Origin of the sequence: Halomonas sp. SH5A2 (assembly GCF_014263395.1) — a bacterium.
GTDB lineage: Bacteria > Pseudomonadota > Gammaproteobacteria > Pseudomonadales > Halomonadaceae > Vreelandella.
In genome coordinates this window covers 2,134,289-2,157,663 of the sequence record NZ_CP058321.1, presented here as the reverse complement: position 1 = coordinate 2,157,663, position 23,375 = coordinate 2,134,289, and the positions used below count along the sequence as shown (strand labels likewise).

The following is a 23,375-nucleotide window of genomic DNA, read 5'->3' as shown; positions in this document are numbered from 1 at the left end:
TATCCGATCCATCAACTGGGCGAGACTATGATCGAAGTCAAAAAAGGCCTGGATCTCCCCATCACGGGAGCGCCCGAGCAGCGTATTGAAGATGCGCGTCCTGTGCGCCACGTGGCAATCCTGGGTACTGACTACGTTGGCATGAAGCCGACAATGGAAGTTCAGGAAGGGGATAAGGTCAAACTGGGCCAACTGCTCTTCACCGACAAGAAAATTGATGGCGTGCGCTTCACCGCACCCGCCTCCGGTGAAGTGATCGCAATAAACCGTGGCGAAAAGCGTCGTCTATTATCTGTCGTTATCAAAGTTGACGAGCAGGAAGAGGCTGTGAGCTTTGCTTCTCATGAGCGTGCTTCTTTAGGTCAACTTGATCGCCAGGTCGTGGTTGACCAACTGGTAGAATCCGGACTCTGGACCGCGTTACGTACGCGTCCTTTCTCGCGGACGCCGGCGATCGACAGCACGCCTGCCGATATTTTTGTTACTGCTGTGGATACCCATCCACTCAGCGCTGATCCAGCGTTGATCATCAACGAGAACACGCAAGCATTTGAAGACGGCCTCAAGGTGCTAACCCGCCTGACCGAGGGCAACGTTTTTCTGTGCACGGGCGCTAACGCCTCTGTTCCCGGCGGTGATGTCGAGGGTGTTACCACCGAAAGCTTTGCTGGGCCGCATCCCGCAGGCCTGGTAGGGACGCATATTCATTACCTGTCGCCAGTCGCCTTGCATAAAAAGGTATGGCACATTGGTTATCAGGACGTCATTGCCTTTGGTAAATTGTTTGCTGAAGGTAAACTGGATGTAAGCCGTGTGGTCGCGATTGGTGGTCCGCGTGCCGAGAATCCGCGTTTGGTGCGTACCCGCGTGGGAGCCAGCACCGATGAACTTCTGGCTGGAGATGTCGTCGAACCGGGAGACACCCGTATTATTTCAGGATCAGTATTCTCGGGCTTTGCCGCTGAAGGAAAGCTGACCTATCTGGGACGTTTTGACAATCAAATCAGTTTGCTAGAAGAGGGCAACAAGCGCTCTTTCATGGGTTGGTTGTCGCCAGGCGCTAACCGCCATTCCGTACTGGGTATTTATCTTTCCAAGATTAAAGGCCTGAGTAACTACGCCCCCACCACGTCGACTAATGGATCCGAGCGTGCCATGGTGCCAATTGGTGTCTACGAAACCGTGATGCCGCTGGATATCATGCCAACGCAACTGTTGCGTTCGCTGATCGTGGGCGACATTGAGGTTGCCATGCAATTGGGGTGTCTGGAGCTGGACGAAGAGGACCTTGCCCTGTGTACCTATGTTTGCCCCGGCAAATACGAGTACGGTCCCATTCTGCGTGACAATCTCACCATGATCGAGAAAGAGGCCTGATGATGGGTATTCGACAAACACTCGATAACATCGAGCCGCACTTCCATAAAGGTGGTAAGTACGAGAAGTTTTACCCGCTTTATGAAGCCGTAGATACGATTTTCTACTCACCCCCCAATGTGGCCAAAACCACCGCCCATGTGCGCGACGGCATCGACCTGAAGCGCATCATGATCACCGTCTGGATGTGCACCTTCCCGGCGATGTTCTTTGGTATGTGGAACGCGGGCTGGCAGGCCAATACGGCTATCGATGCAGGCTATGCATCGATGGGCGGCTGGCGCGAAGCCATCATGATGACCCTGGCAGGAGGGCACGACCCGAGCAGCCTGTGGGCCAACTTCGTATTAGGGGCAACCTACTTCCTGCCGATCTACCTGGTGACATTCGTCGTCGGTGGTTTCTGGGAAGTGCTCTTTGCCATCAAGCGCGGCCACGAGGTTAACGAAGGCTTCTTCGTAACATCCGTGCTGTTCGCACTGATCTTGCCGGCGACGATTCCGCTTTGGCAGGTGGCGTTGGGTATCACCTTCGGGGTGGTCATTGGTAAAGAGATTTTCGGGGGTACCGGGAAAAACTTCCTGAACCCCGCGCTGACCGGCCGGGCATTTCTGTACTTTGCTTACCCGGCGCAAATCTCCGGCGATGCTGTCTGGGTGGCGGCCGACGGCTACACAGGTGCCACGGCGCTGTCGCTGGCCTTCCAGGAAGGCATGGGCTCGCTGGCTGACACCTTCAGCTGGTGGGACGCTTTCCTCGGTTTTGTACCTGGCTCGGTAGGCGAGGTGTCCACGCTGGCGATCTTTATTGGCGCTGCCGTTCTGCTGTGGACCCGGATAGCCAGTTGGCGAATCATGCTGGGCGTTTTCCTGGGTATGGTCATCACCAGTACGTTGTTCAATCTAATGGGGTCTGATACCAATCCGATGTTCGCGATGCCGTGGTACTGGCATCTGGTGATTGGCGGTTTTGCCTTTGGCATGGTGTTCATGGCGACGGACCCGGTATCTGCCTCCATGACGAACCAGGGCCGCCTGCTGTTTGGCGCCTTGATCGGTGTGATGACCGTGCTGATCCGCGTGGTAAACCCGGCTTTCCCGGAAGGCATCATGCTGGCGATACTCTTCGCCAACCTGTTTGCCCCGCTGATTGACCACTACTTCGTGCAGGCCAATATCAAACGTCGCGTCAAGCGTACGGGCGTACCGGCCGAGGAGACTGCCTAATGGCACAAGGTAATAACTCAATCAAAAAGATCCTGATAGTGGCGTTTGCACTATGTATCGTGTGCTCCGTCATTGTCTCGACTGCGGCGGTGGCGTTACGCCCCGCGCAGCAGTTGAACCAGGAACTGGACCGTAAGACCAACATTCTTAATGTGGCTAAACTCTACGAGCCGGGTATGGATGTTGAAGAAACATTCAATCAGCAGATTACGGCCCGTGTTGTTGATATGGAAAGCGGTGAGTACACCGACGAGTTCGACCCTGATACCTTCAATCACTTTGAAGCCGCAAGGGATCCGGCCACTGGCCGTACGCTGTCAGGTGAAAAGGACATTGCGGGTCTAAATCGGGTAGAAAACTACTCCACTGTGTACCTGATTGGCGATGAAAACGATCCGGAACAGATCGTGCTGCCGATTCGTGGCCAAGGCCTTTGGGGGCTGATGCGTGGCTTCATTGCAGTAGAAGGTGATGGCAATACCATTGTCAGTATCACCTACTACGAGCACAGTGAAACGCCAGGCCTGGGTGCTGAAGTTAACAACCCGCGCTGGCAGTCCCAGTGGGAAGGTAAAGAGGTTTACGACGAAGAGGGTGACCTCTCGCCGGAAATCCACCTGACCAAAGGCGGCGCGAGTAACGAACACGAAGTGGATGCGCTATCCGGCGCGACGCTGACCAGTAACGGCGTGACCAATATGCTGCAATTCTGGTTAAGCGAAGAAGGCTTCGGTCCGTATTTGGCAAAATTCCGTAGCGGCACTGACCCGGAAGACGCCGAAGACACCGATACCAACTTCGAAGACGTTGAGGGGGCCTAATCATGGCGGACGCAAATGCAAAAGGCGTTTTAACGGCGCCGATTTTCAAGAACAACCCCATTGCGCTACAGATATTGGGGATCTGTTCGGCACTCGCGGTAACGACCAGCATGAGCGTTTCATTGGTAATGGCACTCGCCGTTATCTTTGTAAGCGCATTTGCTAACCTGTTCGTTTCGCTAATTCGGAATCATATTCCGTCTTCAATACGGATAATCGTTCAGATGACCATTATTGCCTCGCTGGTAATCGTGGTGGATCAGATTCTGAAAGCCTATGCGTATGAAATGTCCAAGCAGCTATCGGTCTTCGTGGGCCTGATCATTACCAACTGTATCGTCATGGGACGTGCGGAAGGCTTTGCGATGTCCAACACGCCCGGCATGTCCTTCCTGGACGGTATCGGTAACGGTCTGGGCTACGGCTTTGTATTGATGGTTGTTGGTTTCTTCCGCGAACTGCTGGGGTCTGGCAGCGTGTTTGGCTTCACGGTACTGCAGACCGTTCAGGACGGTGGCTGGTACGTGGGCAACGGCTTGCTGCTACTTCCGCCTTCCGCGTTCTTCATCATTGGCCTGCTGATTTGGGTGATGCGTTCACTCAACCCGGAGCAGGTTGAAGAGAACGAGTTCAAGATGAAGGAAAATACTCAACCGAAGGAGGCCGTGTAACATGGAACACTATTTAAGCCTTTTTGTTGCTTCGGTCTTCGTTGAAAACATGGCGTTGGCCTTCTTCCTCGGCATGTGTACCTTTTTGGCTGTATCCAAAAAGGTATCCTCCGCGATTGGTCTGGGTATTGCAGTTATCGTTGTTCTGACCGTCACCGTGCCGGTCAACAACCTGGTATTCACCTTCTTGCTTCAAGAAGGGGCACTGACCTGGACCGGCATCAATGGTGCTGAAAACATCGACCTGTCGTTCCTCGGGTTGCTCAGCTATATCGGCGTTATTGCGGCGCTTGTTCAGATCATGGAAATGTTCCTGGATAAGTACGTGCCTACGCTCTATAACGCGCTGGGGGTTTTCCTGCCGCTGATTACGGTGAACTGCGCCATCCTCGGTGGCGTGCTGTTCATGGTTGAGCGTAGTTACAACTTTGGTGAGTCGGTTGTATACGGGTTTGGTGCAGGCACCGGCTGGGCGCTGGCGATCGCTGCCTTGGCAGGTATCCGCGAAAAACTCAAGTACAGCGATGTACCGGCTGGTTTGCAGGGCCTGGGTATCACCTTTATCACCGTAGGGCTGATGTCGTTGGGCTTTATGTCCTTCTCAGGCATTCAGCTTTAATCGGAGCCGGTTTTCCCGACGATGCGTGAGTTTCGTCGGGGCAAAGAAAACCCTTCAGCAATAGGAAACCGACATGGTTGATACAACTGTCATCTTGCTCGGTGTTGTCATGTTTACGGTCATCGTTCTCAGTTTAACGGCGATCATCCTGGCAGCGCGCAGCAAGCTTGTGAGTAGTGGGGACGTGACCATTGAGGTCAATGAAGACCCTGAACATACCTTGACGACCCAGGCCGGTGGCAAACTACTGAACACCCTGGCTGCCAATGGTATTTTCCTTTCCTCGGCATGTGGCGGTGGTGGTTCCTGCGCCCAGTGCAAGTGTCGTGTAGAGACAGGCGGTGGTTCTATCCTGCCGACCGAAGAGTCGCACTTCACCATGCGCGAGAAGAAAGAAGGCTGGCGCCTTTCTTGTCAGGTGCCGGTCAAGCAGGACATGAAGATTGAAGTGCCAGAGGAAGTATTTGGCGTCAAGAAGTGGGAATGCGAGGTTATCGATAACCCCAACGTTGCCACCTTTATCAAAGAGCTGAACCTGAAGCTGCCGGAAGGCGAAGAAGTTGCCTTCCGCGCCGGTGGCTATGTGCAGTTGGTGGCACCGCCGTACGATATCAAGTTCTCTGATTTTGATATCGAAGAGGAATACCGCGGCGACTGGGAAAAATTCGGCTTGTTCGATGTTTCCCACAAGAACAACGAGGAAGTCATTCGCGCTTACTCAATGGCGAACTACCCGGATGAAAAGGGTATCCTTAAGTTCAACATCCGTATCGCGACGCCGCCTCCCGGCACCAGCCATCCGCCAGGGCTCATGTCGACCTATGTCTTTAGCCTGAAGCCGGGCGACAAAGTGACCGTGATGGGACCGTTCGGTGAATTCTTTGCCAAGGATACCAACGCCGAAATGATCTTTATCGGCGGCGGGGCTGGCATGGCACCAATGCGTAGCCATATCTTCGACCAGCTCAAGCGATTGAAAACTGATCGTAAAATTTCATTCTGGTACGGTGCTCGCTCATGGCGTGAAACCTTCTATAATGAAGAATACGACAAACTAGCCGAAGAATTCCCGAACTTCGAATGGCACCTGGCGTTGTCCGACGCACTGCCTGAAGATAACTGGGACGGGCCAACGGGCTTCATTCACAACGTGTTGTATGAAAACTATCTGAAGGACCACCCCGCGCCTGAAGATTGCGAGTACTACATGTGTGGGCCGCCCATGATGAACGCCTCTTGCATCAAGCTGCTGCTTGATCTGGGTGTTGAGCCGGAAAACATCATGCTGGATGACTTCGGCGGTTAATAGCATGCCTAAGGGCGACTGCGGGGCTGGCCATTGGCTGGCCCCCTTTATTTTCGCGTTGAGGAATATCAGGCACTAATTGAACTTGTTATTGTCTACTGATAAGCCCCATCGTGAGAGGAGGTAATTATGGCCATCTGGCTACTGGTTTTCGGATTCATGGCCTTGGTGATGACGGTCATGGCCGTGGGGGTCATCATGGGACGCAAACCTATTGCGGGTTCCTGTGGTGGCTTGAATCAAATCGGCATGAAAGACGGCTGCGATATCTGCGGCGGTAAAGACAAGGTGTGCGAAGAAGAGAATCGTAAACGCGGTAGCGCACGTCGCCGTAGCGATGAAAGCCGTGGTGCCGATCTAGGTTACAACGCTTCGCGTCGTTAATCCCCGACTAACAGACTGATTATTTCTCCAAAAACGCCATGGCTTTGGCCACGGCGTTTTCAGTTAATTGCCCAGTTGATTTTCCAACGTCTCCTGAGCGCGTGCCTGCCAGCTGCCTTCAATGGACGCCGCTTTGCTAAGTGCCTCCCTAGCCGCCTCCGGCTTGTCCCTCTGCAGCTGCAATAGCCCGATATTCAGCCACGCCGCGCCCATTTGTGGATCATGCTGAGTGGCTGCCTGGAAGGCGCTGAGTGCTTTGTCTGATTGCTGGTTGGCGTAGTAGGCGTTCCCCAGGCCAAACTGACCAACCGCATTGCCAGGGTAACGCTCGACCATTGCATGCCAGCTGCTTAGCGTGGCTTGGGGGCCATGCGCTTCCTCATAGGCGCTGATCGCATTGATGGCGTTGCGTGCGGTAATGCCCTCGGGCAGGGTACCCGGCTTGGCCACCACAAATCCCCAACGATCGGTCCGTCCCCAGGTGGCATCAAAACGGCTGAACGACATTGTGTGCCGCTCGATCTCACCGCTGCGCAGCGTCAGGGTATCGCTATCCAGGTCGTAGCCGATCGCCACCGCGTAATGCCACATGGGGAACGCCGCAAGCGAGAGGTTCTGAATGACCACAACCGGGTCTCCGGCGGCCAGATGCCCCAACAGGTCGTCGAAGCTGCCGCGAATGGGAAAAGCGAGACGTTCATGACGACGTACGGTGGCCAGCATTTCCGGTTGAACGCTACCCTCGCGGTCGGGAATAAATACCTGGGGGATAAGCGTCTCGACGTCCGTATCGACGCCCTGGTGATTCAGTACCATGGCCAGGGCCGCCGGGCCGCACTGGTACTCGGTTTGAGCGTAAAAGGGAACGTCGCTGAGCTCGCTTTGGCGGGGCAGGCGCTGCTCAGTGCCATCGCGCAGCTGCGGGGCACTGGCGCAAGCCGTGAGTAACAGCATCAAGACGAAAACGCCCGCGAGGCGGGCGTTTTGAAAGCAATAGATAGCGTTCATGAGGATAGGCTTCATGAATTAGCGCGTAAACGGATAAACGTCGGTCAGGCCGAGAATATCGGTCACCAGTAGAATTACGAATACGGCAAACAGGGCGCCGACGACCCCCGCACCCGCTGGCAATTCTTCCAGTTGGTTGGCCATTTGCTGGGCTTCAGCATCGCTCAAAGCAGCAACACGCGCTTCCACCTCATCCAGGTCAACGCCTTGTTTAACCAGTGCGTCCTGAATATCGGCGCGGTTAAGCAGCTGATGGATCCGCTCGCGGTCTGCCTGGGCGCTATCGTTGGCTAAAACTGACTGCGTGCTGACCAGGTCTGTAGAGGGTGATGCAGCCGGTGCTGCCGCAACGGGCAGGCTGGTAATGACCAGGGCGGCGATAAGCAGCGTCGAGAGATAGGCACGTATTTTTTTCATCGTCTTGATCCTTAGACATATTTATAGGGATGGGCCAAGCGCATATGGCTTGAAAAAAGAGTATAGGAATAATTCAGCTTTTTTTTAAGCCGGGCATACCGTTTGGTACTGAGAATTCACGGTTGTTGCTTATTCTGTCAGCAGCGCGCGGATGTACGTGGCGGGGAGGTCTTAAAAGCTGGGAGCAACGCGGTACGTCCAGGCGGATTCAGCCAGTAAGCCGCGTCCACCGGCCATGGTCATCGCCAGATCATGCAACCCGGGCCATAACGGCACCGGTGACGCTCCCTTAACGGCGAGATCCAGCCGCTGAGCCATCAACAGCAGCTTATGCAAACGCTTCATGGGCAGTCGCTGAGTGGCTTTTTGATAGCCCGGACGGCGTTTGTCAAAAATCATCGGCTTTTGTGCCTTGCAGGCATGCTCAAAGCTTTGGCCCTGGTCCATGTGTTGATGCAGCGACAGCAGGGTACGCAGCTCGCGGGTTAGTGCCCAGAGAACGATAGGCGCTTCCACGCCTTCACTACGCAACCCGGTGACAATCCGCGAGACACGGCTGGGTTCGCCTTTCAAACAGGCGTCGGCTAGGGTGAAAACATCAAAGCGGGTGCTGTCTTCCACGCCCTGAGCGATGCTTTCCGCATTAAGCCGTGTGCCCTGGGGGTGGATGAGGGCCAGTTTCTGCATCGCCTGATCAGCGGCCAGCAGATTGCCTTCGGTTCGCTCACCCAGCAGGCGAGCAGCGTCGAGGTCAATCTGTAAGCCGTGAAGCGAGGCTCGGTCGCGCAGAAAATAGCCCAGCCGCGAGACATCAACCGGCCATACCGGGACGAACAAGCCATGCTTGTCGAGCGCCTTGAACCAGGCACTTTTTTGCTGCTTGGCATCCAGCTTGCCCATGCTGATCAATAGCAGGTCATCGTTATTGTCCAGGTGCTGGGCGTACTCAGCCAGCGCCTTACTGCCTTCCTGACCCAGCTTGTGCTGGCCCAAACGCAGTTCAAGCAGCTTGTTGGTGGCGAACAGCGACAGGTTGCTCGCCACTTCAAGCAGCCGCCCCCAGGCAAAGTTGGGCTCAACATCGAGTACTTCGCGCTCCTCGATACCCCCCTGGCGGGCAGCGGCTCTCACCGCATCGCAGGCATCGCGGTGTTGCAGCGGCTCATCGCCTGCCACGATCACGACCTTAGGCAGCGACTTGGCCAGTGCGGCGGGCAGTTGATCGGCAAAGACTTTCACGAGGCGTTATCAAGGGCGCTGAGACGTTCGATAATGCGCTCCGCCAATTCACGATTGAGGGTCTGCTCGGCTTCTCTGAACAGATCGTCACGGTTGAGCAGGTCATCGTCGTTGACGCGTATGCGGGTGCTGGTCGATAGCGTCTCGCCATTGAGCAGGTAGGCGTTGTCCTCACGGCGTTGAACGGACACTGTCGTGCTAAGGGTCAGCTCGTGGTCTCGGCTGCCGCGGCCTTCACCACCCAGGCGCCGTTCGTCGAGCCTCGGCGATCCCAGGGTTACGCGCCACTCGCCGCTATCACTGAGCTGAGTGCCTTGCTGCTCCAAACGGTCGCTGAGCTGGCGGGCCAGGTCGCTATTGGTGTCGCCTTCAAGGGCCAGCGGCGGCAGGCTGGGCATTGAACCAGCGCCGCGCAGTCGAAAACCGCAGGCGCTGAGGAGCACGGCCGCTGAAGCGGCCATGCTGGTGGCTAAAAAGGTCCGTCGATTCATCCGCTCACCACTATGTTAACCAGCTTGCCCGGCACCACGATGACTTTACGCACCGTCTTGTCTTCCAGGTGACGCTGGACGTTTTCGTTTTCCATTGCCAACTGCTCAATGGCGGCTTTATCGGCACTGGCCGGGGCTTCCAGGCGGGCCCGCAACTTGCCGTTGACCTGGACAACCAGCTCAATAGTATCGCGGGTGAGTGCCGCTTCGTCGACGGCCGGCCAGGGTGTTTCAATCGCCGGGGTTGTATGACCCAACTGCTGCCAAAGACGATGGCAAAGGTGCGGCGTAATCGGTGCCAGCAGCAATACACAGGCTTCCAATGCCTCACGGCTCACTGCAAGCCCCTGGGCTGAGTCGTCATCAAAGCGGGCCAGGGCGTTGGACAGCTCCATCACCGCGGCAATCGCTGTGTTGAAGGTCGTCCGACGGCCGATATCGTCGCTGGCTTTCTTGATGGTTTCGTGGGTTTTGCGGCGCAGTGTTTTCTGGTCGTCATCGAGCGCGGCCACATCCAGCTTGCCTGGCGAACCGGCTTCAAGATGTTCGTGCACCTGACGCCACATGCGCTTCAGGAAGCGGTGGGCGCCTTCCACGCCGGAATCCGACCACTCCAGTGATTGCTCGGGGGGAGCGGCGAACATCATGAACAGGCGAACGGTGTCGGCGCCGAACTTGTCGATCATCGACTGCGGGTCAACGCCGTTGTTTTTCGACTTGGACATCTTCTCGATGCCGCCCATTTCCACCGGCTGGCCGTCGCTCATCAATACCGCGCTGAGCGGGCGGCCTTTCTCGTCGCGCTTGACCTCGACATCGGCGGGGTTGAACCACTCCTTGCCGCCGTTTTCGGTGGTGCGGTAGTAGGTTTCCGCAATCACCATGCCCTGGGTCAGCAGCTGCTGGAAGGGCTCGTCGGAATCCACCAGACCAAAGTCACGCATCAGCTTGTGGAAGAAGCGGGCATAGAGCAGGTGGAGAATGGCGTGCTCGATCCCGCCGATGTAAAGGTCGACCGGCAGCCAGTAGTTGGCACGCTCATCGAGCATGGCCTCGTGGTTATCGGCGCAGCAGAAGCGCGCGAAGTACCACGAAGACTCCATGAAGGTGTCGAAGGTGTCGGTTTCCCGGGTCCAGCCGTCGCCCAGGTCAGAAAACTCGGGCATCTTCTTGAGCGGTGAGCCCGAAGCGTCGACGGTGACTTCCATCGGCAGCTCGACCGGCAACTGGTCATCGGTGAGTGGCACAGTCTGGCCTTCCGGGCCGTATTTGACCGGAATCGGCGCGCCCCAGTAGCGCTGGCGGGCCACGCCCCAATCGCGCAGGCGGAAGTTGGTCTTGACCTCGCCGCAGCCCAGTTCGGCAAGCCTTGCGGCGATTGCATCAAACCCGGCTTCAAAGTCGAGCCCGTCGAACTCACCAGAATTGATCAGCGTGCCGTGTTCGGCATACGCGCCCTGCGACAGGTCGGGGGTGTTGCCGTTTTCATCGGCAATGACCGGCTTGATCTCAATGCCGTACTTGGTGGCGAACTCCCAGTCGCGCTGGTCGTGGGCGGGCACGGCCATGACCGCCCCGGTGCCGAACTCCATCAGTACGAAGTTGGCCACAAAGATGGGCACTTCGTTACCGGTGAGCGGGTGAATGGCCTTAAAACTTGTGGGCAGGCCTTTTTTCTCCTTCGTCGCCATCTCGGCTTCCGAGGTGCCGCCGCGAGCGCACTCCTCGCGAAAGGCCTGTAGCTCGGCGTTGCCTTCAGCGGCCTGTTTGGCGAGCGGATGGTCGGCGGCGACGGCCATGTAGGTGACGCCAAGCAGCGTGTCCGGGCGCGTGGTGTAGACCGAAAGCGGCTCACCGCTTGAACCGTCGGCGGCCTTGACGTCGAAAGACATCTCGACGCCCTGGGACTTGCCGATCCAGTTGCGCTGCATGGTCTTGACCTGCTCGGGCCACTCGACGTTGTCGAGATCCGCCAGCAGCTCATCGGCGTAGTCGGTGATCTTCAAAAACCACAGCGGGATTTCCTTACGCTCGACCAAGGCCCCGGAACGCCAGCCGCGACCTTCAATGACCTGCTCATTGGCCAATACGGTCTGGTCGACCGGGTCCCAGTTGACCGTTGACATCTTCTTGTACACCAGGCCCTTGTCCACCAGCTTGGTGAAGAACCACTGTTCCCAGCGGTAATAACTGGTATCGCAGGTGGCGAATTCGCGGCTCCAGTCGTAGGCAAAGCCAAGGGCTTTCAACTGGTTGCGCATGTAATCGATGTTCTGGTACGTCCACTTGGCGGGTGGCACCTGGTTTTGAATCGCGGCGTTTTCCGCCGGCATGCCGAACGCATCCCAGCCCATGGGCTGCATGACATTCTTGCCTTGCATGCGCTGGAAGCGGGACACCACGTCGCCGATAGTGTAGTTACGCACGTGGCCCATGTGCAGCTTGCCGCTGGGGTAGGGGAACATCGAAAGGCAGTAAAACTTTTCGCGGTTCGCGTCCTCTACTGCTTTAAAGCATTGATGTTGATCCCAATATTGTTGGGCGTCGCGTTCAATTTCACGAGGGCTGTAGTGTGCGTCCATCGGTTTATTTAATGCCTTGGCGTATCGCCCAACTTGGGCGCAAAGTGAATGTTAGATGACGACTGTCAGATTAGTGGCGTCGATTGTATCCTATGCAGGTGTATCCTTGAACGGCTAGGCCATGATAGGTCACACCGCGCGTCGACAAAAGGAGAGGGACCATGAGTAAGCAACACAACGATCATCGCCTACGCGAAGGCTACGAACGTTTGCTGGAGCGGATGCAGGACGGCGCTGACGAGCTGACCTGGGACAATCTGCAAAAAGACCTGGACGACGCCGTTGAATTTGAAGCGGAGCTGGAAGAGTACACCAAGGATGAACTGGCCCTGCTGCGGGCCTGGGTGGAGCGTGACCTGAAAGACATGCGCCACTACATGTCGGATACCGGCAAACAGGTGGCCAGTTGGTTAGGCATCGATCTTGACCACCTTTCCCGTCGCGTGGCGGAATCGCTGCTTTCGATTGCCGACCGCAGCATCGTCGAGCGTGAGCGCTTTGACGATGACCTGGAAGCCGCCCGTGCCGATTACTGCGAGGGCGAGATGGCCGCTCCCGGCCTGATGGCCTGTGTGCACTGCGATGCCCAGGTGATGCTTCACAGCGTCTCGCGGCTGGAGCCTTGCCACCAGTGCGGCCATCGCTACTTCTACCGCTTCCCCGGCAAAATCGTCGAGACCTGAGACGCCGCTAGCCGACAATCAAACTGACGCCTGTGATTGCGCCTAGCGAGAGCAGGCTCAGGACAGCCGCGTACAGCAGGTTATGGGTCATCATCCGGTAGCCGCTCACCCCGTAGCGGCCCTGAAGGGATAGGTTGATGCCCGAAAGCGGCCCTACGCTTGTGCCCACCGCCCACGAGCTCAATGCCACAAAGGCAAACAGCGTTTGCTCGCCGCCTTCCAAGTTGAGTATGGATGCCAATACCGACACGCCGATAATCGGGTGCAGCCCGGCCAGTGCACTCAGCGAAATGGCGGCGAAGCTGACCATTGCCTGGGGTGTGCCAAAGTCCGTAAATAGGGTCCAGTCGCTACCCGCCGCGGCCGACACCAGAGTGGAAAGCCCCAGCGTCAATAACCCTGCCGCCAGGAACAGCGACACCTCGCCGCGCATGGCAGGCAAGCGGTTGAGGGTGTGCTGGCGGACTCGCCGCAGGGTAAAGCGCGGCCCATCGCGCAGGTTGCTCAGTACGGCAACCGCCGGCAGCAGGAAGGTAATAATGCTGACAATGGTCAGCGACGGCGTCAGCCAGAAGTGAAACAGCATCACCAGCGCCGCCATGCCCACGGGCATCAGCAGGCTGCGCGGTGCCAGTGAATAACCATCCACTTCGCGTAAATCAAACCGCCGCCGCAACTCCAGCGTGGTGAAGAGCCCCGACAACATCGCCAGGGGAAAGCCCGCCAGGGCAATGTGCGCGTACTGGACATCGGGCACCAGCGAGATTACCAGGCCCATCGAGGCAAAAAACGGCGACCACAGCGCGGCGCTGGAAAGCCCACGGTTAAGCGCCAACAGCTGCGGCATCTTAAGCGGCCCGCGCCTCGCCAGCTTGTCGCCAACCATCAGCACGGTGGAAAGGTTCAAGATCGTGCCCAGAAAATGCACGCCCAACCAGGTGCGCAGCACGCCACCCGCGCCGGTCACGCGGCTGCCCGAAGCACCTTTGCTACCTTGCTTGCCAATCAGCGTGATAAAACTGACGCCCACCAGCATGGCCACCACAAACACGTTGCCCTGCAACATGGCAGGCCAATCGACCTCAGCGCCGTAAACAAACCGCGCCACCAACAGCATGCCCGCGCCCAGGACAATCAACACCCCCGCCTGGATCCGCGAACGCCTGGGAATATCACGCCACAGCAGCACTACCGCCGCCCACAGGACATAGCTCACCGCCTGCGTGGTCGCCACCCAGCCGCCAAACCCCACTATTTGCGCCACTAACCCAAGCAAAATCAACACGCCCGCCAAGCGCTGCCGAGAAGTCGTCTCTTGCATCTCAATCCCTTACTGGTTGAGTTAGCAGGCTAATCGGGTTTGCAACGGAAGGCCAGCCCTGAACCGACCTGCAAGGGCCGCAACATTCCTGGGTTCGGTAAAGGCACCCATAAAAATGCACAGAACCCCACCGCGCCACGGAACCCCCTACAGCCACCACACCATTGTAGGAGCTCGACTTGTCGGGCGATGATTAAGCCACAACTCTTAACGCATGCATGGATTCGAGAAAGGCACTCAACGAAACGCTCAGAAATTCAATGTATTACGAAACTCCCTACAAGCACCACGCCAATGTAGGAGCCAGACTTTGTCGGGCGATTGATAAGGCCACAACACCTAACGCATGCATGGATTCAAGAAAGGCACCCACCAAACATGCCCAGAAACCCACCGCTCCACGCAACCCCCTAAAAGCACCACACCAATGCAGGAGCCAGACTAGCCGAGCGATGATAAGGCCAAAACCCCGCCATGAACTTGGGGTGAGGAATGCCATAACAAAAAATAGTGTCTGCTTTGCAATCCCGAAGAAAGCTGAGTAACGTCAAGGATATAACGTCTGTGTAATCCAAAATAGGCGACAAAATTGGTGAGACGGTCGCAAGCGGAGCTTTTTAACGCATCCCAGACGCACCGGGGCGGTAGCGTGCCCTCGTTTAGCTCATTCGCCTAAAGGGCTGCGCACACCGGCAAACTCCTTACCTATCACATGCGTATAAATTTGCGTTGTCTCAATGCTCTTGTGGCCTAGCAATTCTTGTACTGTGCGAATGTCCGTGCCTTGGCTCAGCAATTGGGTGGCGAAACTGTGCCGTAAGGTATGACAAGAGCCTGGACGTGGTAATGATGCAGACTTCATTGCCTGCTTCACGGCCTTCTGCACAGCCGATGAATGAATATGCTGAAGAACGACGTTCCCGGCATCATCACAGCATGGGCGGCTGGCAGGAAACAGCCATTGCCAACCTAGGGAAGTGCCCGCGTTTGGGTACTTACGATCCAGAGCATGAGGTAAAGTGACTGGTACGCGACCACGTGCTAGCCGATAGGCAAGTTGCCGTTCAGCCGACTCAATTTGCGCCTCTAACGCGGGAAGACAGACATTGGGTAGTAAAGTGGTTCGGTCTTTATCACCTTTCCCTGCCCTGACGGTGATGATATGGCGTTCGGTATCAATATCTCTTACGCGCAAACGGCATGTTTCGATGAGTCTCAGTCCCGAGCCATACATCAGGGTGGCCATCAAATTCATAGGCCCAGACAATTGATCTAATACACGCATGACCTCTTCGTGAGAAAGCACGACAGGTAATCGACGCGGGCGTTTAGCTCGTGAAAAGGAGCCAATATCACCCAATGCCATATCAAGGACATGGCGATACAGAAATACCAATACATTAAGCGCTTGGTTTTGTGTAGCTGCAGCCACATATCGCTCTACGGCAAGATGCTCCAGAAAAGCCTGCACTTCAGAAGAGCCCATGCTGGCAGGGTGACGCACCCCATGATAACGAATGAAGTAACGTATCCAGTAACAATATGTTTTTTCAGTACGTGGGCTATAGCGCTTTACCCGCATAACGGCTTTCACACGATCCATTAGTTTCGGAGGCCTGCTGTGCATATCCATTTTGTGTCTATCTCCTGATGATGGATATACATACAGTATTATTGAGCTTGGCAAAACGCGCAAGCGCGCGAATTTTGCGAATGTAGCCTAATTAATATTAATTTAATTTAAAATCATGTGGTTACACGCGAAAAGGTAGGCTACATTTGCTAAGTAAACATGAAAGCGCGTTTATGCAATCATAGGACGCGCCGTCTAATACCTGTTAAGCAAAATTAAGGATAGGTACTTTGGTAGAATTTAAAGAGATTTTTAATGAATGGTGGAAACCAGTATTTCAAAGCGTCGTTGGGGCTTTCTTGTTTTGGCTTATTTTGAAATATGCGCCACTTGCCTACGGTAAGCTGAATGCCAAGTATGCTAAGCGATCGCTCGTGTCTAAGGAGAAACTCCTTACATATCAGATCACTAAGTATAAGGCGTTAACTTCTGAAGGCGCAGACCGTTCTACATATTTCTCGGCTCTTATATATGCTGCAAATCGTGAACTCATCAAAGGATTGATCTGGCTTACACTAGGTCTGGTGACCATGTCCGTCATCCCAATTTTTGGAGTTGTTGGCTTCATTGGCGCATTTTATTTTTTCATTAAAGCGGCAAGCGTAACAGCACCAATTGATACAGCTATCGACAAAGAAGAGAAGCTGGAAGAGCTGAAGATAGAGTTGAAAGAGATAAAAAACTCGCTTAACAAAGGCAGTCAGTAGGATGCTCGCAAGCTCTCACCTCTGCTGCCGACGTTAAACGGATGAGACTCGTGTCGAAGAAACTGCCAAGTTATAAAGGAAATTTAAGTTTCTCGCAGATAGCCGAAGGCATGACTGCTGCTTCGGAAAATGCGGCGCGCTTGGCGCAGGATGCCAAGCTCCTTCTTGACGCTGGGCGGCATCCGACTGATCCGCCCCACTGATTCTGGACACCGCGTTAAGCGAGTACAATCCGCTTATGAGGTGATCCACGATGAGCAAACAAAAGCGCACCCGTTATTCCGATGAGTTCAAGGCCGAAGCGCTGAAACTCGCAGAAAGAACCAGCGTTGCCAGCGCCGCCCGAGAACTAGGTATCCATGAATCGCAAATCTATGGTTGGCGCTCGACAGCGAAAAAGAAGGCCAATGTCTCCGAGCGCGAGTCTGAACTGGCTGCCGAGAACGCCCGGCTGAAGCGCCAAATAGCCGAGCGTGAAGAGGAGCTGGCCATATTAAAAAAGGCGGCGACCTACTTCGCCAAGAACCAAAAGTGAAGCGTTACAGCTTCATGCTTGAGAACAGTCACAGGTTTTCCGTGATCCGGATGGCGTCTGTGCTCGGGGTCTCGCGAAGTGGGTATTACACATGGCAGAAAACTCGGTTTCAGCCCAGTCAACTGGAACAAGCCAGGGAAAGGCTTGATCGCCGCGTGAAAGAGGCGTTCGGCCAGAGCAAGCGGCGCGATGGAGCCCGACGCATCCAGGCCACGCTGGCGGACGATGGCCACTCTTATGATGTCAAAACGATTGGCGCCAGTATGCGGCGCCAATCGTTGGTGCCGAAGGCCGCCCGCAAATTCGTCGTCACCACAGACAGCGACCACAGCTTGCCCGTGGCGCCCAACTTACTAGAGCAGGACTTTGAGACGACCGCACCGAACCAGAAGTGGGCCGGTGACATCACGTACCTGATGAGCTCTGAAGGCTGGCTGTATCTGGCCGTCATCATTGACCTCTATTCGCGCTCTGTCATCGGCTGGTCCATGAATACCAGGATGACCGCAGACCTGGTCTGCGATGCGTTGGAAATGGCGCTGTGGCGACGTAATTTCCCCACAGGGGTGATTTGCCACAGTGATCAGGGAAGCCAGTACTGTTCCCGCGCCTACCGAGACCGGCTGCGAACGCATCAGTTGCGTCAAAGTATGAGCCGTAAAGGGAACTGCTGGGACAACGCCTGCGTGGAAAGCTTCTTCCATTCAATGAAAGTGGAAGCAATCCACTGGGAACCGATAATGAACCAGGAGCTGCTTCGCCAGCATGTGTTCGAATACATTGAAGTTGATTACAACCGCCGACGACGTCACAGTGCTTTGGGTTACGTAAGTCCCATGGACTACGAGCTCAAAAACAGTGCTTAACCAAGTGTCCGTTTTTAGCGGGGCAGATCAGACAGCATGTTCTCTAGCAGCGCTTTCTATCGAAGAGTCAGGAAAGGTCTCAATACTTCGTGCTATGTCTCTTGCACGTGACGACAATGAGTTGAAGGAAGAATGGAAGTGGTACCGCTCCCACACGAACAAGAATGTGCAGTGGATTTTTCCTCAGCTCGTGGCTGAGGGAGCGAGAAGACTCGACGACCTTCGTCCCCTATTCGATAAAGATGCGGAGCATCCATACATTTTGGACCAGATTAAGCAGCTCGGGTTTTATACGGACTGTCTTAGCAATAAGGGACACTGGTCAATTCCCGACGAAGTAATTGATGGCGAGTTGGCAGACCAGCTGGTTTCCACGGCCGAGCTGCTGTCTTCCGCCTCTCCTACTTCAGAACGTGAGATTGAATTGTGGGTCGAGCATGTCGGCCCTGTCTGGAAAAAGGATATGAACTGGATGAAGCGTGCGGTGGCAAGTTGGTACGAGGCCATGCAGCAGGAAGGCTTAAAGCCGGATGGTGAAAATGGCATGGAGAATTTTCTACATGACGGGATTGATCCAGATGACGTTTAACCAGGCGGTCAACCGGACCGCTTTTTCGCTGGCGCTACAAAGCGTCCGGTTACCTTGTCGGCATCGGAGCTATAAGTCCGTAGATCATCAAAATAGATTGTCCCCCCGACCCGCATGACCTTTCCTTGTTGGTGACCAAACCACAAGAGATCGCGCCATGCTAAGCCGAGAGGACTTTCTCATGATAAAGCAACTTCACCAACGAGGCGCCCATTTCGTGGACATTGCGCACCAGATCGGCTGTTGTGAACGTACCGTGCGGCGACACTTGGCCCGTGAGGCGGCACCCACCGGGCGACCGGCCAAGCCACGAGCGAGCAAGCTGGATCCCTTCAAACCCATCATTGATCAGCTGCTGGCCGACAATGTCTGGAATGCCGAGGTGATCTTCCAGTTGATTCGCGAGCAGGGCTACACCGGCGGCAGCACCATGGTGCGGATGTACATCCAGCCCAAGCGAGCCCTACGGCCCAGCAAGCAGACCGTGCGCTTCGAGACCCAGCCCGGCTTTCAGTTGCAGCATGACTGGGGCGAGGTCGAAACGCTCGTCGCTGGCCAGTGCTGCAAGGTCAATGTCGCGGTTAACACGCTGGGCTACTCACGGCGGTTCCATGCCTGGGCGGCCCCTAGCCAAGATGCCGAGCATACCTACGAGGCGCTGGTACAGGCCTTCCGTTATCTTGGCGGCGTACCGCGCACGGTATTGGTCGATAATCAGAAGGCCGCCGTGCTCAAGCATGACCGGGACCATCGAGTGATTTTCAACGCCGGCTTCCTGCAACTGACCAACCATTACAGCTTCGCGCCCAAGGCGTGCCGCCCGCAACGCCCGCGCACCAAGGGCAAGACCGAGCGCATGGTGGGCTACGTGAAGCAGCACTTCTTCCAGCGCTACCGGGCGTTCGAGAGCGTTGCCCATCTCAACCAACGGCTCCTGCAATGGTTGGAACGGGTAGCCGACCAGCGGCCACTGCGGCAGTTCCGGCAAACCCCGATGGAGCGCTTTATGGCTGAAGCAGCGGCCCTCCAGGGGCTACCGGCCACCGACTTCGATACCCGCTACCATGACCTCCGCCAGGTCGGCTGGGACGGCTACATCGAAGTCCGTGGCAACCGCTATAGCGTGCCCGACGGCTATTGCGGCCAGGCGGTGGTGATCCGGCTCAGCCTGGATGATGAACTGACGGTGTATACCGCGGCCGGAGACCTTATTGCCACACATCGCCTCCAGTCGCCTCAAGCCGGATGGCGCACCGTGCCAGAGCACCATGCGGCTTTATGGCAGCAGACGCTCTCCGTTCAGCAGCGTGACCTGAGCGTCTACGAGGAGGTGCTGTGATGGCCCTGGAACAGCTACTTGATCGCCTGAAGATGGAGCATCTTCAGGCGTCGCTCGACAGCCTCTGCGAGCACGCCAGCAAGCAAGACCTGAACTACCGCGAGTTCCTGGAACAGGCCCTGTTGCAGGAATGGGGCGGGCGTCATCAGAAGGGCCTGGAGTCCCGTCTGAAACAGGCCCGACTGCCGTGGATCAAGACCCTGGAGCAGTTCGACTTCAGCTTCCAACCCAGCATCGACCACAAGATCGTGCGCGAGCTGGCTGGCCTGGGCTTTGTAGAGCGTAGTGAAAACGTCGTGCTGCTCGGGCCGCCTGGCGTCGGGAAGACGCACCTTGCCGTGGCGTTGGCGGTGAAGGCGGCCGAAGCCGGCCATCGGGTGCTGTTCATGACGTTAGACCGGCTGGTCAGCACCCTGATGCGTGCCCGACAGGAAAACCGCCTGGATCGACAACTCCAGCAACTGACGTACTCGAAGGTTCTGGTACTGGACGAGATGGGTTACCTGCCGATGACGCGCGAAGAAGCCAGTCTGTTCTTCCGCTTGATCAACCGGCGCTATGAACGGGCCAGTACGATCCTCACCTCGAACAAGTCGTTCATGGACTGGGGCGAGATCTTTGGCGACCAGGTCATCGCTACGGCTATCTTGGACCGGCTGCTGCATCACTCGACCACCCTGAACATCAAAGGCGAGAGTTATCGACTGAAGGACAAACGACGTGCTGGCTTAGTGACGACACCGACGACGAAAGAGGACAACACCTCAAACGAACCTGACGCTGTTCCGATAAAAGAGCACTGATAAAAACGGGACAATCTAGAGTGATGAAATGCGGACAACCTTCATTGGCGTTGACAACCTCTGCGTTAAGCTTGGTTGTTGCGTGATGCGCAACGTGCTAGCATTGCTTCATGATTAAATCATTCCGTCACAAAGGACTGAAACGGTTCTACTCGACCGGCAACACGTCTGGCATCCAGCCGGATCACGCCAAGAAACTGCGTATGCAGTTGGCCGCTCTGGATACCGCCACTGCGGTGGAGGACATGGAGATCCCTGGTTTTCGGCTTCATCCATTGAAGGGTAAAGACAAAGGGCGGTGGTCGATTCGGGTCAACGGAAACTGGCGCATAACGTTCGAATTTCAGGACGGCAACGCCTACATTCTTGATTATGAGGATTATCACTAATGACTATGCATAATCCGCCGCATCCCGGTGAGTTCATTCGGGAGGTTTACCTTGAGCCTTTCGGTGTCAGTTCTCGTCAGCTCGCGTCCAGTCTGGGGGTCTCGCCTTCCACGTTGTCTCGGTTGCTCAAAGGGGATAGTGGTATTAGCCCGGAAATGTCGCTTCGGCTATCCAAGGTTCTCGGGCGTACTCCTGAGAGCTGGTTGGCGATGCAGGACATGTACGATCTTTGGGTGGCCCGCAACACGGTCAACCTGGATGGAATCCATCCCCTGGACTTCGAGGCAGCTTAACCAATGGCTGTTGTCGGACGCGCCTGCGCTGGCGCACCGGAACGCCGCAAAGCCAGGGCGTTAAGTGTTCTAAGGATTCTAGATGATTGGAAAATGTCTTTGTGGCAAGGTTCAATTCGAAATAAAAGGTAAGGTACCACATTTATATCAGTGTCATTGCTCACTGTGTCGTAAGCAAAGTGGTTCATCTGCTAATGCCGCGACTTTCATCTTTGAGAGTGACTTTGCCTGGAGCACCGGAGAAGATTTCATTACTTCATTCGTAAAAGACACAGGTTTTAGAACTGATTTTTGTTCAAATTGTGGAAGCCCGGTTCCTAACAGGTTGAGGACTACTGACAAATATTGGGTCCCCGCAGGATTGCTCGAAGGCGAAGATGACCAAGAAGTAGTTGCGCATTTATATACACAGTCGAAAGCATGTTGGGATCAACTGCCTTCTGCTGGAAAACAGTATAAAGATATGCCTGACATCGAAACACTTAACAAAGCATTGCAGCGGACAAGCCGCTGAATGCGGCGTTAGGCACACACAGGCTTGGAGGTAAAGGTAGGTATTGAATTTAATGTGAGTATCTTGTTTGGGTTGGAAGTGAGCATTAAGACAACGATTAATACTCTTGTGGAGGTGTTTATGAAAAACTCATTCGTTCTGTTTACATGCGTTTGGTGCGGGGTGGCGTTTCTGCGGGCCTGGCTTGGGACACTTCCAACCCAAATGAGAGATTAACATTATTGGATTATCTGCTTGATCCAGGAGAAACGAGAGAAGGTTCGAATCCTTCTCCCCGCACCAATTACAGGAGTTCGCAAATGACAATGCGTACCAAGTACCCTATGACCTGTAGCTGCGGGCATAAAGGTGCTATAAAAATGAGTGAAAATGATCAACCTTTTTCAAAAATGTACGAAAGTTACTCTCTTGAAAACCTAAATGGTGGTAGCTATAGAGTAGATGACTTTGCCAAGTGGCCGGGTGTATTTGAAGCCCTAAAACCGACTTGCCCAAAGTGTGGTACTAGACTGACACCACAAAACTTTGATCAAAAAAATGCCTAACAAAGTGCTGCTAGGGACAAACCTACGCTGCGCTTCGGTTTGCCCCAGAGCAAGGCGTTATGTGTGGTCACGCTGAAGGAGAGAAAGGATAACCTTTGTGGATAGACGCTGGGGAGTATCGATTGATATTGAAGGGTTCTCTGCTCTTTACGAGAGTGGTGAAACCGGGAAAAGCAGGGCGATATGTGCGTTACATGAGCTGATGGACGCAATAATTAAAATCGGTCAGCGCGCATACCCAGGTGATGTTGCTTTGAATGAAGCTGATCGGATTTTTGCCCACCAGTTTGGTGATGGATTTGTTATTGTTTCAAACTTTGAAGAAACTGACTCTAGCAGGTGTATCGCAATCGCAACTGCGATAATGCGCCATATGGCGATAAGAGGATTTTGCACAAAAGCCGCTATCTCCGTTGGTGACATGGCTGACATTAATGGCTGCTACCCGGACTCGGTCAGATTCTCTGACAATGGAACTCTGCGGCTTGGTGCTGGCTTAATGACTACAATACCCGTGATGGGAACGGCTTTGACAAAGGCATACAAATTGTCGTCTCGTGTTTCTGGCAACTTACTTGTAGTAGATAAGCTGGCATTTGAGCATATCCCTGACTTTTTGGTTGCTTCATGTAGCGATGAATGCTGCTTTATCGATTGGCGCAGTAACAAACACGATCTTGCTCGGACAGTTTCGGAGAAGAGTGGCCTAGAATTTGGCGATAGAGACCAGATGTTAGATTTGTTTGAGCAATACATTGAAAGAGATCCCAAGCCGCCAGAAAAATGGATTAAGGGTAGCTGGGCATCAATTGGGGAAAACACATAACCAAGCGCAGCACTACGCAGCCTTCGGCTGCCAGATGCTCGCAAGCTCGCGCTGTTGTGCGCGGCGTTACACATGCTAGGAGATCTTGAGATTGCTTTATAAGTACCGAGGAATAAGAGATTTTCGGTTCTTTACGGACATTATCTTAAAGAGCCGGCTATACGCTGCCCCGTACTTCGATTTGAACGACC

Annotated in this window: 26 protein-coding genes; 19 read left to right on the top strand and 7 right to left on the bottom strand. The window is 55.0% G+C overall.

Annotated features, from left to right (window positions below; translation table 11 throughout):
• Positions 1 to 27 precede the first annotated feature (27 nt).
• The 7 genes from HXW73_RS10095 (at position 28) to nqrM (ending at position 6,404) form a co-directional block, all read left to right on the top strand.
• Entirely contained in the window at positions 28 to 1,377 is a 1,350-nt protein-coding gene (locus HXW73_RS10095) for a Na(+)-translocating NADH-quinone reductase subunit A (protein WP_186252989.1), read from the top strand.
• A complete protein-coding gene (locus HXW73_RS10090; RefSeq protein WP_186252988.1) occupies positions 1,377 to 2,603 on the top strand; it encodes an NADH:ubiquinone reductase (Na(+)-transporting) subunit B in 1,227 nt (408 codons plus the stop codon). The genes HXW73_RS10095 and HXW73_RS10090 overlap by 1 nt, the downstream gene beginning before the upstream one ends.
• Positions 2,603 to 3,424: a Na(+)-translocating NADH-quinone reductase subunit C gene (locus HXW73_RS10085; RefSeq protein WP_186252987.1), complete on the top strand. Its 822-nt coding sequence runs from the start codon at positions 2,603 to 2,605 to the stop codon at positions 3,422 to 3,424. Before HXW73_RS10090 ends, HXW73_RS10085 begins: the two co-directional genes overlap by 1 nt.
• Before the next feature lie 2 nt (positions 3,425 to 3,426).
• On the top strand, positions 3,427 to 4,095 hold the full coding sequence (locus HXW73_RS10080; protein WP_186252986.1) for an NADH:ubiquinone reductase (Na(+)-transporting) subunit D: 669 nt from the start codon (positions 3,427 to 3,429) through the stop codon (positions 4,093 to 4,095).
• A 1-nt stretch (position 4,096) separates the two neighbouring features.
• On the top strand, positions 4,097 to 4,714 hold the full coding sequence (gene nqrE, locus HXW73_RS10075) for an NADH:ubiquinone reductase (Na(+)-transporting) subunit E (protein WP_186252985.1): 618 nt from the start codon (positions 4,097 to 4,099) through the stop codon (positions 4,712 to 4,714).
• Between the two features lie 73 nt (positions 4,715 to 4,787).
• Positions 4,788 to 6,020 (top strand): NADH:ubiquinone reductase (Na(+)-transporting) subunit F, encoded by a 1,233-nt coding sequence (gene nqrF / locus HXW73_RS10070; protein ID WP_186252984.1) that lies wholly within the window; start codon positions 4,788 to 4,790, stop codon positions 6,018 to 6,020.
• Positions 6,021 to 6,149: 129 nt separating this feature from the next.
• A complete protein-coding gene (gene nqrM / locus HXW73_RS10065) occupies positions 6,150 to 6,404 on the top strand; it encodes a (Na+)-NQR maturation NqrM (protein WP_066315197.1) in 255 nt (84 codons plus the stop codon).
• A gap of 63 nt (positions 6,405 to 6,467) precedes the next feature.
• Here the strand turns inward: nqrM and HXW73_RS10060 are convergent, their stop codons facing one another.
• The 5 genes from HXW73_RS10060 to leuS form a co-directional block, all read right to left on the bottom strand.
• Positions 6,468 to 7,427, bottom strand: a complete 960-nt coding sequence (locus HXW73_RS10060) for a PA2778 family cysteine peptidase (RefSeq protein ID WP_240538608.1) — start codon at positions 7,425 to 7,427, stop codon at positions 6,468 to 6,470.
• Between the two features lie 3 nt (positions 7,428 to 7,430).
• Complete coding sequence (locus tag HXW73_RS10055) at positions 7,431 to 7,829, bottom strand: PA2779 family protein (RefSeq protein WP_186252983.1); 399 nt, start codon at positions 7,827 to 7,829, stop codon at positions 7,431 to 7,433.
• Between the two features lie 171 nt (positions 7,830 to 8,000).
• A complete protein-coding gene (holA, locus tag HXW73_RS10050) occupies positions 8,001 to 9,068 on the bottom strand; it encodes a DNA polymerase III subunit delta (protein ID WP_186252982.1) in 1,068 nt (355 codons plus the stop codon).
• Positions 9,065 to 9,559 carry an LPS assembly lipoprotein LptE gene (gene lptE / locus HXW73_RS10045; RefSeq protein WP_186252981.1) on the bottom strand — a complete coding sequence of 165 codons (495 nt, stop codon included), beginning with the start codon at positions 9,557 to 9,559 and terminating at the stop codon, positions 9,065 to 9,067. Before lptE ends, holA begins: the two co-directional genes overlap by 4 nt.
• Positions 9,556 to 12,141 (bottom strand): leucine--tRNA ligase, encoded by a 2,586-nt coding sequence (leuS, locus tag HXW73_RS10040; RefSeq protein WP_186252980.1) that lies wholly within the window; start codon positions 12,139 to 12,141, stop codon positions 9,556 to 9,558. Before leuS ends, lptE begins: the two co-directional genes overlap by 4 nt.
• 161 nt (positions 12,142 to 12,302) lie before the next feature.
• On the opposite strand from leuS, the gene HXW73_RS10035 reads away from it, so the two are divergent.
• Entirely contained in the window at positions 12,303 to 12,824 is a 522-nt protein-coding gene (locus HXW73_RS10035) for a zinc ribbon-containing protein (protein WP_186252979.1), read from the top strand.
• Positions 12,825 to 12,831: 7 nt separating this feature from the next.
• Here HXW73_RS10035 and HXW73_RS10030 read toward each other — a convergent pair whose 3' ends face one another.
• Positions 12,832 to 14,145: a hypothetical protein gene (locus HXW73_RS10030; RefSeq protein ID WP_186252978.1), complete on the bottom strand. Its 1,314-nt coding sequence runs from the start codon at positions 14,143 to 14,145 to the stop codon at positions 12,832 to 12,834.
• Between the two features lie 664 nt (positions 14,146 to 14,809).
• Complete coding sequence (locus HXW73_RS10025; protein WP_274600560.1) at positions 14,810 to 15,778, bottom strand: integron integrase; 969 nt, start codon at positions 15,776 to 15,778, stop codon at positions 14,810 to 14,812.
• Positions 15,779 to 16,008: 230 nt separating this feature from the next.
• On the opposite strand from HXW73_RS10025, the gene HXW73_RS10020 reads away from it, so the two are divergent.
• The 11 genes from HXW73_RS10020 (at position 16,009) to HXW73_RS09970 (ending at position 23,184) form a co-directional block, all read left to right on the top strand.
• Positions 16,009 to 16,485 (top strand): hypothetical protein, encoded by a 477-nt coding sequence (locus tag HXW73_RS10020; protein ID WP_186252977.1) that lies wholly within the window; start codon positions 16,009 to 16,011, stop codon positions 16,483 to 16,485.
• A 50-nt stretch (positions 16,486 to 16,535) separates the two neighbouring features.
• Entirely contained in the window at positions 16,536 to 16,688 is a 153-nt protein-coding gene (locus tag HXW73_RS10015; protein WP_186252976.1) for a hypothetical protein, read from the top strand.
• 50 nt (positions 16,689 to 16,738) lie between these two features.
• Positions 16,739 to 17,886 (top strand): IS3 family transposase gene (locus tag HXW73_RS10010; RefSeq protein ID WP_186252975.1). Its coding sequence is split into 2 segments (ribosomal slippage): positions 16,739 to 16,979 and positions 16,979 to 17,886, totalling 1,149 coding nucleotides; the frame shifts between segments, so codons are not numbered across the junction.
• The gene (locus tag HXW73_RS10005) at positions 17,879 to 18,475 is read left to right on the top strand and encodes an AbiV family abortive infection protein (protein WP_222104998.1); all 597 of its coding nucleotides are present in this window, start codon (positions 17,879 to 17,881) and stop codon (positions 18,473 to 18,475) included. The genes HXW73_RS10010 and HXW73_RS10005 overlap by 8 nt, the downstream gene beginning before the upstream one ends.
• 157 nt (positions 18,476 to 18,632) lie before the next feature.
• A complete protein-coding gene (istA, locus tag HXW73_RS10000; RefSeq protein ID WP_186252974.1) occupies positions 18,633 to 19,814 on the top strand; it encodes an IS21 family transposase in 1,182 nt (393 codons plus the stop codon).
• Positions 19,811 to 20,617 carry an IS21-like element helper ATPase IstB gene (gene istB / locus HXW73_RS09995; RefSeq protein ID WP_186252973.1) on the top strand — a complete coding sequence of 269 codons (807 nt, stop codon included), beginning with the start codon at positions 19,811 to 19,813 and terminating at the stop codon, positions 20,615 to 20,617. Before istA ends, istB begins: the two co-directional genes overlap by 4 nt.
• A gap of 110 nt (positions 20,618 to 20,727) precedes the next feature.
• Entirely contained in the window at positions 20,728 to 21,006 is a 279-nt protein-coding gene (locus tag HXW73_RS09990; protein ID WP_186252972.1) for a type II toxin-antitoxin system RelE/ParE family toxin, read from the top strand.
• Positions 21,006 to 21,299, top strand: coding sequence for a HigA family addiction module antitoxin (locus HXW73_RS09985; protein WP_186252971.1), 294 nt, complete (start codon positions 21,006 to 21,008; stop codon positions 21,297 to 21,299). The genes HXW73_RS09990 and HXW73_RS09985 overlap by 1 nt, the downstream gene beginning before the upstream one ends.
• 82 nt (positions 21,300 to 21,381) lie before the next feature.
• On the top strand, positions 21,382 to 21,813 hold the full coding sequence (locus HXW73_RS09980) for a GFA family protein (protein WP_186252970.1): 432 nt from the start codon (positions 21,382 to 21,384) through the stop codon (positions 21,811 to 21,813).
• A 299-nt stretch (positions 21,814 to 22,112) separates the two neighbouring features.
• The gene (locus HXW73_RS09975) at positions 22,113 to 22,358 is read left to right on the top strand and encodes a hypothetical protein (protein WP_186252969.1); all 246 of its coding nucleotides are present in this window, start codon (positions 22,113 to 22,115) and stop codon (positions 22,356 to 22,358) included.
• 97 nt (positions 22,359 to 22,455) lie between these two features.
• Positions 22,456 to 23,184 carry a hypothetical protein gene (locus HXW73_RS09970; protein ID WP_186252968.1) on the top strand — a complete coding sequence of 243 codons (729 nt, stop codon included), beginning with the start codon at positions 22,456 to 22,458 and terminating at the stop codon, positions 23,182 to 23,184.
• Positions 23,185 to 23,375: the final 191 nt, after the last annotated feature.